Origin of the sequence: Enterobacter sp. 296B2 (genome assembly GCF_034106185.1) — a bacterium.
GTDB classification, from domain to species: Bacteria; Pseudomonadota; Gammaproteobacteria; order Enterobacterales; family Enterobacteriaceae; genus Enterobacter; species Enterobacter cloacae_N.
The window spans coordinates 55,655-69,242 of sequence record NZ_JAWNCA010000029.1 but is presented as its reverse complement, the minus strand read 5'-3'; the positions used below and the strand labels follow the sequence as shown (position 1 = coordinate 69,242).

Sequence of the window (13,588 nt, the reverse complement as noted above, 5' to 3'; positions counted from 1 at the left end):
AGGGAAAGGGCCTTCCCGAGGGTGGTAAAGGAAAGGCCCTGGAGATACCCCACAGCCCCGAAAAAAAGCCAGTCAGTTGCTTAACTGACTGGCATTACAACCGAAGTTGCCATTTTTAGTGTTTGCTCCCTCTCCCTGTGGGAGAGGGCCGGGGTGAGGGCACCAGCCCGCACAAATCAAACCAACCGGTTTTTCGCATCCGCTATCGCCTGCGCTACTTGCTTCGGCGACACGCCGCCTTTTGCTGCACGCTTATCCAGGCAAGACTGCAGCGCCAGAATCGGATACACATCATCCCCGATAACCGCGCTGAACTTCTGCAGATCGGCCAGCGCCAGATCTTCCAGCGGTTTACCCTGACGAATGGCTTCCACTACCGCTTCACCCACAATATGGTGCGCTTCACGGAACGGTACGCCTTTCGCAACAAGGTAGTCCGCCAGCTCGGTAGAGTTCGCATAGCCCTGCTGCGCCGCTTCCTGGCAGCGCGGACGTTTCACCTGAATGCCGTCCAACACCAGCGCGCCCATATGCAGACAGTCCAGCCAGGTGTCGAGCGCGTCGAACAGCCCTTCCTTGTCTTCCTGCATATCTTTGTTGTACGCCAGCGGCAACCCTTTCAGGGTCATCATCATGCCGGTCAGCGCACCCTGCACGCGGCCACACTTGCCGCGGATCAGCTCCAGCGCGTCCGGGTTTTTCTTCTGCGGCATCAGGGATGAGCCTGAGGTCACGCGGTCGGACAGTTCAACGAAACCCGCTTCGCCAGAGTTAAAGAAGATCAGATCCTCGGCAAAGCGCGACAGGTGCACCATTCCGATAGACGCATTGGAGAGCAGCTCCAGCACGTGGTCGCGGTCGGAGACGCTATCCAGGCTGTTACGGGTGGCGGAGGCAAAGCCCAGCCAGCCTGCCAGCTGCTCACGGTCGATTTCATACGCCGTACCGGCCAGCGCGCCGCTGCCCAGCGGGCTGACGTCCAGACGCTTAAGGGTATCCTGCAGACGGCTTTCGTCACGCGCCAGCATCTCAACGTAGGCCAGACACCAGTGCGCAAAAGTCACCGGCTGCGCGCGCTGCAGGTGGGTATAACCCGGCATCACCGCGTCCTGGTTGTTCTGCGCGGTTTCCACCAGCGCGCTCTGCAGCTGACGGTTGGCCGCCAGCAGTTCGCCAACGGTCTCTTTACACCACAGCTTCAGATCGGTCGCGACCTGGTCGTTACGGCTGCGGCCGGTGTGCAGCTTTTTACCCAACTGGCCAACTTTGTCGATCAGCTTGCCTTCCACCCAGCTGTGAATATCTTCGGCATCGCTCTGCAGGATTTGCTGCGGATCCAGACGCACCTCTTCCAGCAGGTTGTTCAGCGCCTCTTCCAGCTGCTGCTGCTCGTCTGCGGTCAGCACGCCAACGGTCACCAGCGCTTTGGACCAGGCCACAGAGCCGACGATATCCTGTTCGGCCAGGCGGTAGTCGAAGCGCAAAGAGTCGTTGAACTGTTTGAACCGCTGATCCGCTGCCTGTGTAAAACGCCCACCCCAAAGTGCCATAACATGCTTCCTTAATATCTTTGAATTTCATTGCCCGGTGGCGCTACGCTTACCGGGCCTACAAAACATTAAATCGATTACGCTAAAATACGCGTGCCAATCGGCGTGCCGTTAAACAGTGCCGGGAGCTGCTCCGCGTGACGCCAGGAGGCGATATCAACCGGGCGGCCCAGCGTGCGTGCGGCATCCAGCGCGGCGTTCACTTTGACGATCATGCCGTCGGTAATAATGCCCTGAGCAATCAGCTGCTCGGCTTTCTCAGCCGTCATTTCCGCAATGCGCTGGCCTTTACCGTCCAGAATGCCGCTCACGTCGGAGAGCAGGATCAGGTCCGCGCCCAGCGTTGCCGCCAGCGCGGTTGCCGCCTGGTCCGCGTTAACGTTCATCAGCTCGCCCTCTTCGGTCACGCCGATAGAGCTCACCACCGGCAGGAACCCCCCTTCCAGCAGCGTGTTAATCAGCTTAGGCGAACCTGGCTGCGCCAGTCCAACGTGGCCGAGCTCTTCGTCGAGCTGGGTCACTTTTACGCTGTCGCCATCGCCCAGATAGAGGCCCACGGACGCGATGTGGTGTTTCTTCGCCCACGCCAGCAGCGTTTTGTTCGCCGTACCCGCCAGCGCGCCGGTAATGATGTCGATCTGGTCAGCAGGCGTCACGCGCAGGCCGTTCTTCTTTTTCACCGGCAGGTTGAGCCCTTTCATCAGCTCATCCACCACGCAGCCGCCGCCGTGCACGATCACCAGCGGACGCTGGTGGGATTCGCGATAGTTCACCAGCGCGGTAAACAGACGCTCCAGCGCTTCTTCGCTGTCCAGCAGTACACCACCGAGTTTGATAATTAATGGGTTCATCATCACACCTTAAATAAGAGCCTGCGTTTCAGGGAAGCCGAAACGAATATTTGCACACTGCATTGCCTGTGCGGCAGCGCCTTTGAGTAAGTTATCTTCTGCGGCGACAACGATGAGATGCTCGCCCTGCACAGCAAAGCCGATGTCGCAGAACGGCAGACCAACCACGTTTTTCAGCGCCGGAACGCCTTTGTCGTAAAGTCGCACCAGCGGTTTATCCGCATACGCCTGGGTGAAGGCCTCGTTCACCTGCTCTTTGGTCACGCCAGGCTTCAGGCGGCAGGTGATAGTTTCGAGGATCCCGCGCGGGAAGCTGCCCAGGTGCGGGGTGAAAATCACCTCGGCGCCCAGATGCGTCGTGATTTCAGGGTGATGACGGTGATTAAACACGCCATACGGCTGAAGGCTCACTTCGCAGAAGCTGTTTGAGATAGCGGCCTTGCGACCTGCTCCGCTCACGCCGCTGGTGGCGTTGATCACCGGCCACTGGCTCAGATCCAGCAGACCCGCGTCGATCAGCGGCTTCAGGGAAAGCTGAGCCGCCGTCGGATAGCAGCCCGGCACGGCAATCAGGTCCGCTTCCTTTAGCTTGTCTGCGCTCCACTCCGCCAGGCCGTACACCGCTTTTTCAAGCAGATCCGGATGCTGGTGGGTGAAACCGTAATATTTTTCATAGAACGCGCCGTCGTTAACGCGGAACGCGCCGGAGAGGTCGAACACCACGCAGCCGGCAGCCAGAAACTGCGGTGCCAGGTCGTGACTGACCTCGTGCGCTGTGGCTAAAAAGACCACGTCAACGCCGTCGGTAAACTCGCTGATGTCAGACATGGGCTGCAAAGGCAGATCGACAATGCCCTTAAGCCACGGATGCAAATCGGAAATTAACTTTCCTGCATCATTGCTTTGCGCTGACACGGTCAAAGCGGTTATGGTCATATGTGGATGGCGATTCACGTAGCTTACAAGCTCTGCGCCCGCATAACCGCTAGCGCCTACAATCAGCGTATTCAACATCGGGTTCCTTTATGCTCAACGTTAATGTATTTTTATTCACATTTATTGCATGAATATTGATACTATCACGACCTAAGGTGTGTCAACAATGAAAATGAACTTACCGCCATTTATCGAGATCTACCGCGCCCTGATTGCCACTCCTTCCATCAGCGCAACGGAAGAAGCGCTGGATCAGAGCAATGAGTCTTTAATCAATCTGCTGGCGGGTTGGTTTAGCGATCTTGGGTTTAACGTTGAGGTTCAGCCCGTCCCCGGAACACGCCACAAATTTAACCTGCTCGCCAGCACCGGAAACGGTGCGGGCGGCCTGCTGCTGGCCGGTCATACCGACACCGTACCGTTTGACGATGGCCGCTGGACGCGCGATCCGTTTACCCTGACCGAGCACGACAACAAGCTCTACGGTCTGGGCACCGCCGACATGAAAGGCTTCTTCGCCTTTATCCTCGACGCGCTGCGTGACGTAGACGTGACGAAGCTGAAAAAACCGCTCTACATTCTGGCGACCGCCGATGAAGAAACCAGCATGGCGGGCGCGCGCTACTTCTCTGAAAACACGTCGATTCGCCCGGATTGCGCGATCATCGGCGAGCCAACCTCTCTGCAGCCTATCCGCGCGCACAAAGGTCATATTTCTACCGCCGTGCGCGTGCTGGGCCAGTCCGGCCACTCCAGCGATCCGGCGCGCGGCGTGAACGCCATTGAGCTGATGCATGATGCCATCGGCCGCATCATGACCCTGCGCGACGATCTGAAAGAACGTTATCACTACGAGGCGTTCACCGTGCCGTACCCGACCCTGAACCTGGGCAGCCTGCACGGCGGCGATGCCTCGAACCGTATCTGCGCCTGCTGCGAACTGCATATGGACATCCGCCCGCTGCCGGGCATGACCCTGAGCGATCTCGACGGCCTGCTGAACGAAGCGCTGGCTCCGGTAAGCGAGCGCTGGCCTGGCCGTCTGACGGTCTCCGAACTGCATCCGCCGATCCCGGGTTACGAATGCCCGCCGGACCATCAGCTTGTTGAAGTCGTGGAAAAGCTGCTCGGTGAGAAAACCGACGTGGTGAACTACTGCACCGAAGCGCCGTTTATTCAGACGCTGTGCCCGACGCTGGTCCTTGGCCCTGGCTCCATTAACCAGGCCCACCAGCCGGATGAATATCTGGAAACTCGCTTCATCAAGCCGACCCGCGAACTGATTACCCAGGTTGTGCATCACTTCTGCTGGCATTAAAACCGCACCGAAGAGTCCCCTCTCCCTTGGGAGAGGGTTAGGGTGAGGGCAACAAATCGCATGATCTCTGTCACATTTCCATAAGCATCTCTTATCTGACGCAATGCGAATTAAATTTCGTAAATTGCCCGCATTTATTCGTTTGCTGAACCGTTTTCGCAGCAATTGACGACGGGGGTTTTACGTGGCTTTATAAAGGGAGATGACAAAATAATGTCCAGAAGATTTTCGCCTGGGCATAAACAAAAATGATGGGGTGACTGGGTTTTTATGAACGAACAATATTCCGCGTTGCGTAGTAATGTCAGTATGCTCGGCAAAGTGCTTGGAGATACCATCAAAGATGCGTTGGGGGAGAACATCCTCGACCGCGTTGAAACCATCCGCAAGCTATCTAAATCTTCCCGTGCCGGTAACGAGGCCAGTCGTCAGGAGCTGCTCACCACCTTGCAGAACCTCTCTAACGATGAGCTGCTGCCCGTTGCACGCGCATTCAGCCAGTTCCTGAACCTGGCCAACACCGCTGAGCAATACCACAGCATTTCGCCAAACGGCGAAGCGGCCAGCAACCCGGAAGTCATTGCCCGCACCCTTCGTAAACTGAAAGACCAGCCAGACCTTAACGAAGCCACCATCAAAAAAGCGGTGGAGTCCCTTTCGCTGGAGCTGGTCCTGACCGCACACCCAACCGAAATTACCCGTCGTACACTGATCCACAAGATGGTGGAGGTGAACAACTGCCTCAAGCAGTTGGATAACAAAGACATTGCCGACTACGAACGCAACCAGCTGATGCGCCGTCTGCGCCAGCTGATTGCCCAGTCCTGGCACACCGATGAAATTCGTAAGCATCGCCCAAGCCCAGTCGACGAAGCCAAATGGGGCTTTGCGGTGGTAGAGAACAGTCTGTGGGAAGGGGTGCCTAACTACCTGCGCGAGCTAAACGAACAGCTGGAAGCAAACCTTGGCTACCGCCTGCCGGTCGACTTTGTTCCGGTGCGCTTCACCTCCTGGATGGGCGGCGACCGCGACGGTAACCCGAACGTGACCGCGGAAATCACCCGTCACGTCCTGCTGCTGAGCCGCTGGAAAGCAACCGACCTGTTCCTGAAAGACATTCAGGTGCTGATCTCCGAGCTGTCGATGGTGGAAGCAACGCCGGAACTGCGCGCGCTGGCCGGGGAAGAGGGTGCCAGCGAGCCGTACCGTTTCCTGATGAAAAAACTGCGTGGGCAGCTGATGGCCACCCAAGCCTGGCTGGAAGCGCGCCTTAAAGGCCAGCGCCTGCCGAAGCCGGAAGGCCTGCTGAGCCAGAACGAGCAGCTCTGGGAGCCGCTCTACGCCTGTTATAAATCGCTGCAGGCCTGCGGGATGGGCATCATCGCCAACGGCGAACTGCTCGACACCCTGCGCCGCGTGAAGTGTTTCGGCGTGCCGCTGGTGCGTATCGACGTGCGTCAGGAAAGTACCCGCCATACCGAAGCCCTGGGCGAGCTGACCCGCTATCTCGGCATCGGCGACTATGAAAGCTGGTCCGAAGCCGACAAACAGGCCTTCCTGATCCGCGAGCTGAACTCCAAGCGCCCTCTGCTGCCGCGCAGCTGGGAGCCAAGCAACGAAACCCGCGAAGTGCTCAACACCTGCAAAGCGATCGTTGATGCACCGAAAGGATCGGTGGCCGCCTACGTGATCTCCATGGCGAAGACCCCGTCCGACGTGCTGGGCGTACACCTTCTGCTGAAAGAAGCGGGTATCGACTACGCCCTGCCGGTCGCCCCACTGTTTGAGACCCTCGACGACCTGAATAACGCCAACGACGTCATGACTCAGTTGCTGAATATCGACTGGTACCGCGGCTTTATTCAGGGCAAACAGATGGTGATGATTGGCTATTCCGACTCCGCAAAAGATGCGGGCGTGATGGCGGCATCCTGGGCGCAGTATCAGGCGCAGGACGCGCTGATCAAAACCTGCGAGAAAGCCGGTATTGAGCTGACCTTGTTCCACGGACGTGGCGGCTCCATTGGCCGCGGCGGCGCGCCTGCTCACGCGGCGCTGCTGTCACAGCCGCCGGGAAGCCTGAAAGGCGGCCTGCGCGTCACCGAGCAGGGCGAGATGATCCGCTTCAAGTACGGCTTGCCGGAAGTGACCATCAGCAGCCTGTCGCTCTACACCAGCGCGATCCTGGAAGCCAACCTGCTGCCGCCGCCAGAGCCAAAAGCGTCCTGGTGCCATATCATGGACGAGCTGTCTGACATCTCCTGCGATCTGTACCGCGGCTACGTGCGTGAAAACAAAGATTTCGTCCCTTACTTCCGCTCGGCCACGCCTGAGCAGGAGCTGGGTAAACTGCCGCTGGGCTCGCGTCCTGCGAAGCGTCGCCCGACCGGCGGCGTCGAATCTCTGCGCGCCATTCCATGGATCTTCGCCTGGACGCAGAACCGCCTGATGCTGCCCGCCTGGCTGGGTGCTGGTGCCGCGCTGCAAAAAGTGGTGGAAGACGGCAAACAGAACGAACTGGAAACCATGTGCCGCGACTGGCCGTTCTTCTCTACCCGTCTGGGCATGCTGGAGATGGTCTTCTCGAAAGCGGACCTTTGGCTGGCGGAATACTACGACCAGCGTCTGGTGAAACCGGAACTGTGGGCGCTGGGTAAAGAGCTGCGCGAGCTGCTGGAAGGCGACATCAAAGTGGTGCTGGATATCGCCAACGACTCGCATCTGATGGCGGACCTGCCGTGGATTGCCGAGTCTATTCAGCTGCGTAACATCTACACCGACCCGCTGAACGTTCTGCAGGCAGAGCTGCTGCACCGTTCGCGTCTGGCGGAAGAAGAAGGTAAAGAGCCGGATCCGCGCGTCGAACAGGCGTTGATGGTGACGATTGCAGGCGTTGCGGCAGGTATGCGTAACACCGGCTAATGCTTTATGCCCGGCGGCGCTGCGCTTGCACGGGCATACGTTAAGTAGGCCGGGTAAGCGTTAGCGCCACCCGGCAATACCCTGGTATCCACCATGCACCACGACATTACCCACATCCTGACTGACCTGATCAACGGCACAACGACGCTGCGTCAGGTGCATTTTGCAAACCCAGCCATCTCCGCACCCGACCTTGCCTTAAAAGTTGATTTCCCACGTCTGGAGATCGTGCTCGACGGTTCGGTGAAAGACCAGGCAGCTTCCGTTTTACAGCAGGGTGATGTTTTATACGTCCCGGCTGGCGGCTGGAACGATCCACAATGGCAAACACCCGCGACGACGTTGAGCATCCTGTTTGGCAAACAGCAGCTTGGGTTTAGCCTTTTGCACTGGGATGGTGTTGAAGTGCGTAACCTGGCAAAGCAGCACGTTGCTCGCCGTGGCCCCCGCATTGGCTCCTTCCTGCTACAGACGCTTCATGAAATGCAGATGCAGCCGCACGAGCAGCAAACCGCACGCCTGATCATCGCCAGCCTACTTAGCCATTGCGTCGATTTGCTGGGTAGTCAGATCCAGACCGCCTCACGTAGCCAGGCTCTGTTTGAAGCCATTCGCGTTTATATTGATGAACATTATGCGACCCCGCTAACCCGGGAATCCGTCGCCCAGGCGTTTTATATCTCTCCGAACTATTTATCGCATCTTTTCCAGAAAACAGGCGCGGTAGGTTTTAATGAATACCTGACTCACACCCGGCTGGAGCACGCGCGTCAGTTGCTGAAAGGGTATGATTTAAAGGTGAAGGAGGTGGCGCATGCCTGCGGGTTTGTCGACAGTAATTACTTCTGCCGCTTATTCCGTAAAAATACGGAACGTTCGCCGTCAGAGTACCGTCGCCAGTATCACAGCCAGCTGACAGGGAAAGCGGTCAGTCCAGAATGACCTGAGTATGCTGCGGCGCGGATACCATTTTACGTACTGCAGCCATGACCTTGTGCGGATCGCGCAGGAAAGCATTAATCCCGCACTTCACATAGCGGCAGGATTCAAATCGCTCGCTGCCCGCCAGCTCAATATCCGTAATAAGCAATACGACATCAGCGCGCCGGATATCGTCCTCCGTCAATTCACTTTCAATGCCTAACGCCCCCTGAGTCTCAATGCGGGCTGACCATTTCTCCTGCTGGCAAATCCGCTCCAGCCGTTCTGCGGCCATGTAAGTATGCGCCACGCCGCTCACGCATGCGGTTACCGCCACCAGATGACGCACTGCCGTTACTGTCATTTTCAACCTCCCACGGTGACATGAAACCCTTTACGTTCCGCCATACGGCGAAAGACTGCAACTTCGTCAGTTGTCGGAGGTATCACCTCCCGCATCACCCATTGTTGCCCAAGCAGGCGGTATTTTGGTTCGCCATACGCGTGAAACGGTAATAAATGCAGCTGACGTATCCCTGTAGGCAGCAAAAATGCCAGCACGCGCGCCATGTTGGTTTCCGTCAGCGTATAGCCAGGAATAAGCGGTACGCGGGGGATGACGTTTATGCCTTCCGCCACCAGTTGCTTAATGTTATCCAGCACTCTTGGCAGATTCACCGCCGTCACCGAACGCGCCTGCTCTGGATCCATAATCTTCAGGTCAAACAGTACTTCATCGCATTGTCGTGTCAGCGGTAGCAATCGTGACAGGGGCGCATCTCCCGCCGTCTCAATGGCGGTGCGTATACCGTAACGGCGCAAACGCGCAAGTAGCTGCGTCGCAAAAGGTGCCTGCATCAATACTTCCCCGCCCGACAGCGTCACTCCGCCACCCGAAGAGCGGAAGAAAACATCGTCTTTCATCACCTCGCGTTCAAGCTCGTCCAACGTCACGTCGCGTCCGATGCGCTCAAACGCACCGGACGGACATTCGTCCACATCACGCAGGCAGGGTGTGCAGCGCAAACATTTACTCTCCCGGCGAACCGTCTCAATTTTTGGGGAGATCGACTCCGGGTTGGCACACCACGGGCAGCGGTGAGGGCAGCCTTTAAAAAAGACCACCGTGCGAATACCCGCCCCGTCGTTTAACGAATAGCGCTGAATATTGAAAATACGCGCCACGTCGGCGCGCGTTTCAACGACGTCACAGCTGATGCGCGGTGCGGCGGATAATGTCATCCTGGATCTCCTTCGACAGCTCAACAAAGAAGGCGCTGTATCCGGCAACGCGCACCACCAGCCCAGCAAAATCCTGTGGACGCCGCTGCGCTTCACGCAGGGTTTCCGCGTTTACCACGTTGAACTGGATGTGTTGCAACTTAAGCTGCGTGAACGCACGCAGGAAATCTGCCAGCTTTTGCAGCCCGGCATCGCCTTCCAGCGTGGCGGGGGTGAACTTAACGTTTAGCAGCGTACCGTTAGATAACAGGTAGTTATCCAGCTTGCTCACCGATTTCAGCACGGCCGTCGGCCCCTGCATATCCTGCCCGAGCATCGGAGAGAGCCCTCCATCCGCCAGTTGCTCACCGGCAAAGCGTCCATCTGGCGTTGCCCCCACAACCGCCCCCAACGGCACGTGTGCCGATACGGTATAAGACCCCGGCGTAAATTGCCCGCCGCGCGGGTTACGGTATTTTTCGACCTCTTTGCAGTAGTGGCGCAGCAGTTCAGCGCTGATGTTGTCGACATCATCGATATCATTGCCGTATTTTTCGAAGCGATTGATCAGCCTTGCTCGCACTTTTTCGCCCTCCGGGGTGGCAAAGTTCGCTTTTAACACGGCTAAGAGCTCATCAAAACTTAAGCGTTGCTGTTCAAAGACCAGCCCTTTCAGGGCGTGCAGCGAATCGCTCAGGTTGGCTATTCCGATCCCCTGTACACCAGAGAAGTTATAGCGCGCCCCGCCGTCGGTAATGTCTTTCCCAGATGCCAGGCAATCGCTGATAAAAGAAGAGAGCAAGGGCACCGGAGCCCAATCACGATGGCCGATATCGCAGATATTGCTCCCCTCAACCATCAGCGCAATGTAGTGATTAATTTTGGCGCGAATATTCTCCAGCAAGCCTTCATAACTTAGCCCTGCGTTGCCTTCGTTCTCCTGCATCGCGATTTCCATCACCTTCAGCAGGTTAAACATCGCAATATCGTGCAGACCGTAGGTTTTACCCGGAATCGACAGCTCAACACAGCCGACGACAGCGTAGTCGCGCGCGTCCTCCAGCGACACACCGCGATTGAGGAAGGCAGGCACCACCACTTCATCGTTAAAGATCTGCGGAATGCCGGTGCCCAGGCGAATGGTCTCTGCGGTTTTAAGCAGGAAAGGCCGGTCGATAAGTTCATTCACCCGCACGCCCAGGTTCGGCTGAGGAAGCTGAACGCTTTGGTAGGCATCCAGGCACAGGAAGGAGAGCACGTTTACCGCACTACGGCCGCTTTCCGTCAGGCCGCCTAACAGTGCGGTATACCCGGTCGGGAACCCGGCGAAATAGCGGGCGCTGCTGGTCGAGCGTAAAAGCACGACGTCATTGCACTTCACCCACAGCGACTCAAGAATCTCTTTCAGGAACGCGGGCTCATCGCCTTGTGAGAGCGAGGCCTGATAAAACGGTAGCATATACTGGTCAAAGCGCCCGATAGAGAGCGAACTGGCGTTGGATTCGTACTGCAAAATGATGTTCATGTACCAGAAAAGCTGACACGCCTGCCAGAACGTCTGTGGCTTCTGCTGTGCGTTGTGCCGCGAGATGTCGGCAATTGTCAGCAGTTCCTCTCGGCGCGGCACATCGCTGACCCGGGCCAGTTCTTCAGCCAGCGCCGCGTAGCGCAAAATATGACGCTGGGAAGCCTCAAGCAGGATCAGCGCCGCTGCATAGAAGGTATTATGGGGGTCGCGGGCGCAGTGTTCACGCAGTTCCGCCACCAGCACACCCAGGCCGTTATTAAGCAGGCGTGGATAATCAATTATGATATGCCCCTGCCCTTTATCCGTCTGGTTGATGCTGAAAATCTGCGTCCCTACCGCGGTTTTCACCTCATCTGTCATCTGGCTGTTGATGAAATCCTTCATTGACCGGTTTTCCCAGTAGGGGTACAGCACGTCACGGTAGGTCTGCTTATCCTCATCGCTGATTTCAAAGCGGTCCTGCGGACGTGTGGCAAACTGATCCAGCTCCTTAAGCAGCCAGTACGGATCCATCTCCGGAGACATAATGCCTGCACGCGGTTTAACGGTGCGGTTCCCGGCAATCAGCTCCTCATCACGAATCGCGATTTTTACATGGTCGAGTATGTACGCCGTCGCTTTCGCGCGCCGGATAATCACCGGCTCACCTTCCGTCTGCTGGTGGCTGGCGGTATAGAGCAAAGCACGCTCAAGCGAGATTTCACGCGGGCTGGCAAAAAGAGCGTCTTTCAAACGCTGGGTACGATTCGTCATGAGGGAACTCCTGTAACGGTAAAACGAGCCCGCCCCGAAGGGCGGGAGAGCATCAGGCGGTTTGTGCCAGGTGGGCATCAATTTTGTTCATGATGGCGTCGGCACGTTTTACCGCATCGCCGATATTGACGCGTACGGTGGTTTTTCCGGCAAAACGCTCTTCGAATTTAATGCCAATATCCTTGGTCAGGATCACCACATCCGCGGCGGCAACGTCTTCTGCCGTCAGCTCATTCTCAAGACCGATCGATCCCTGTGTTTCTACTTTCACTTCCCAGCCTTTCGCTTTTGCGGCGCTTTCCAGCGCTTCAGCAGCCATATAGGTATGGGCAACGCCAGACGGACATGCTGTTACTGCGATAATTCGGGCCATGTTCTCTTCCTCACTCAGTTAATTTCGAAATCCAGATCCAGGTCATCCTCTTTTTCCTCGACCTGTTTTGTATTCTTACGGGCAATACGCTTCAGCACGTTGACGCTGATTGCCGTTACCACTGCACCCACAGCAACTGCCGCGATATAGCCGAGCTTGCCGTCCACCACGGGAAGCACAATCAACCCACCCCAACCGGCATAGCATTGCGCGCCCATCACGGCAGCCGTGACCGCACCACACGCGGAACCCAGCATGATGGAAGGAATCACGCGCAGAGGGTCAGCAGCGGCAAACGGAATTGCCCCTTCGGTGACGCCAACACAGCCCATCACCAGCGCCGCTTTCCCCGCTTCACGTTCTTCATCGGAAAAATTCTTGCGGCCGACTAACGTTGCCAGGCCTAACCCCAGCGGCGGTATGCAAATAGCCACGGCGGCAATCGCAACGACGGTATAGATGCCCTGCGCAACGCAAATCAGCATGAAGGCATACGCCACTTTGTTAACCGGGCCGCCCATATCGAACGCCAGCATAAGGCCGAGAATGATGGCAAGTACCACGATGCTGCCCTGCTGCATGCCTTGCAGCCACTGAGTGAGGCTGGTGGTCAGCGCGCCTACAGGCTCGCCAAGACCCCACATCATGATGCCCGCGGTAATAAAGGTGCCGATAATCGGGATGATGAAGATGGGCATGACGGAACGCAGCACTTTCGGGACCGGCAGTTTTTTCAGGTACCAGACGATAATTCCACCGAAAATCCCAGCGATAATCGCGCCGAAGAACCCCGCGCCAAAGCTGTTGCCCACCCAGGCGGCAATGGCACAGGGAGCCAGCGCGGCGCGTTCTGCAATCGAGTAGCCAATGTAAGCGGCCAGGAAAGGCACCATCAGCGTTAAACCCGCCACACCAATATCAAAGAGCTTTTTCAGATTGGGATCGGTTGCGGCATCCGGTACCGCGCCCTTGCCGTATAGCATTACTGAAACCGCCAGCAGAATGCCGCCCGAGACCACGAACGGGATCATATGCGACACCCCGGTCATCAGATGCTGCCGCGTGTTCTTGAGAATGTGCACCAACGCTTTCATATGTCGCTCCAGGCCTAAAACCATAAAGATGTTGTGGCAAACAATAGGCAATCAGAAAGACGGCGGACAGGAGACAAAAAGGCCATTTACTGGATTTTTGTAATATCGAAATAAAAATGCG

At 57.1% G+C, this 13,588-nt stretch carries 12 protein-coding genes; 4 read left to right on the top strand and 8 right to left on the bottom strand.

The annotated features are described in order from the left end of the window. Positions 1-84, top strand: an 84-nt coding sequence (locus tag URZ40_RS18815) for a hypothetical protein (protein WP_227633901.1), incomplete at its 5' end; no start/stop codon positions are given. Positions 85-176: 92 nt separating this feature from the next. Here URZ40_RS18815 and argH read toward each other — a convergent pair. From argH to argC, 3 genes are all read right to left on the bottom strand, one after another. Beyond that, a complete protein-coding gene (gene argH / locus URZ40_RS18810) occupies positions 177-1,550 on the bottom strand; it encodes an argininosuccinate lyase (protein WP_061096479.1) in 1,374 nt (457 codons plus the stop codon). Between the two features lie 77 nt (positions 1,551-1,627). Beyond that, positions 1,628-2,404 (bottom strand): acetylglutamate kinase, encoded by a 777-nt coding sequence (gene argB, locus URZ40_RS18805; RefSeq protein ID WP_090420882.1) that lies wholly within the window; start codon positions 2,402-2,404, stop codon positions 1,628-1,630. Positions 2,405-2,410: 6 nt separating this feature from the next. Beyond that, positions 2,411-3,415, bottom strand: a complete 1,005-nt coding sequence (gene argC / locus URZ40_RS18800) for an N-acetyl-gamma-glutamyl-phosphate reductase (RefSeq protein ID WP_320720975.1) — start codon at positions 3,413-3,415, stop codon at positions 2,411-2,413. 88 nt (positions 3,416-3,503) lie between these two features. Here argC and argE point away from each other — a divergent pair, with 88 nt between their 5' ends. From argE to URZ40_RS18785, 3 genes are all read left to right on the top strand, one after another. Further along, positions 3,504-4,655: an acetylornithine deacetylase gene (gene argE, locus URZ40_RS18795; RefSeq protein WP_116344059.1), complete on the top strand. Its 1,152-nt coding sequence runs from the start codon at positions 3,504-3,506 to the stop codon at positions 4,653-4,655. 270 nt (positions 4,656-4,925) lie between these two features. Further along, entirely contained in the window at positions 4,926-7,577 is a 2,652-nt protein-coding gene (ppc, locus tag URZ40_RS18790; protein WP_116344058.1) for a phosphoenolpyruvate carboxylase, read from the top strand. 93 nt (positions 7,578-7,670) lie between these two features. Continuing rightward, positions 7,671-8,519, top strand: a complete 849-nt coding sequence (locus URZ40_RS18785; protein ID WP_116344057.1) for an AraC family transcriptional regulator — start codon at positions 7,671-7,673, stop codon at positions 8,517-8,519. On the opposite strand, the gene URZ40_RS18780 is transcribed toward URZ40_RS18785, so the two are convergent. From URZ40_RS18780 to URZ40_RS18760, 5 genes are read right to left on the bottom strand one after another with little or no spacing between them, the layout of a single operon-like run. Next, the gene (locus URZ40_RS18780) at positions 8,506-8,862 is read right to left on the bottom strand and encodes a PTS fructose-like transporter subunit IIB (protein WP_116344056.1); all 357 of its coding nucleotides are present in this window, start codon (positions 8,860-8,862) and stop codon (positions 8,506-8,508) included. The two genes, URZ40_RS18785 and URZ40_RS18780, sit on opposite strands and share 14 nt — an antisense overlap. A gap of 2 nt (positions 8,863-8,864) precedes the next feature. After that, positions 8,865-9,740: a [formate-C-acetyltransferase]-activating enzyme gene (locus URZ40_RS18775; RefSeq protein ID WP_316380726.1), complete on the bottom strand. Its 876-nt coding sequence runs from the start codon at positions 9,738-9,740 to the stop codon at positions 8,865-8,867. Then, positions 9,706-12,000 (bottom strand): formate C-acetyltransferase, encoded by a 2,295-nt coding sequence (locus URZ40_RS18770; protein ID WP_316380725.1) that lies wholly within the window; start codon positions 11,998-12,000, stop codon positions 9,706-9,708. Before URZ40_RS18770 ends, URZ40_RS18775 begins: the two co-directional genes overlap by 35 nt. Positions 12,001-12,052: 52 nt before the next feature. Further along, positions 12,053-12,373: a PTS fructose-like transporter subunit IIB gene (locus URZ40_RS18765; RefSeq protein WP_316380724.1), complete on the bottom strand. Its 321-nt coding sequence runs from the start codon at positions 12,371-12,373 to the stop codon at positions 12,053-12,055. Between the two features lie 14 nt (positions 12,374-12,387). Beyond that, the gene (locus URZ40_RS18760; protein WP_316380723.1) at positions 12,388-13,467 is read right to left on the bottom strand and encodes a PTS fructose transporter subunit EIIC; all 1,080 of its coding nucleotides are present in this window, start codon (positions 13,465-13,467) and stop codon (positions 12,388-12,390) included. Between the last annotated feature and the right edge of the window lie 121 nt (positions 13,468-13,588).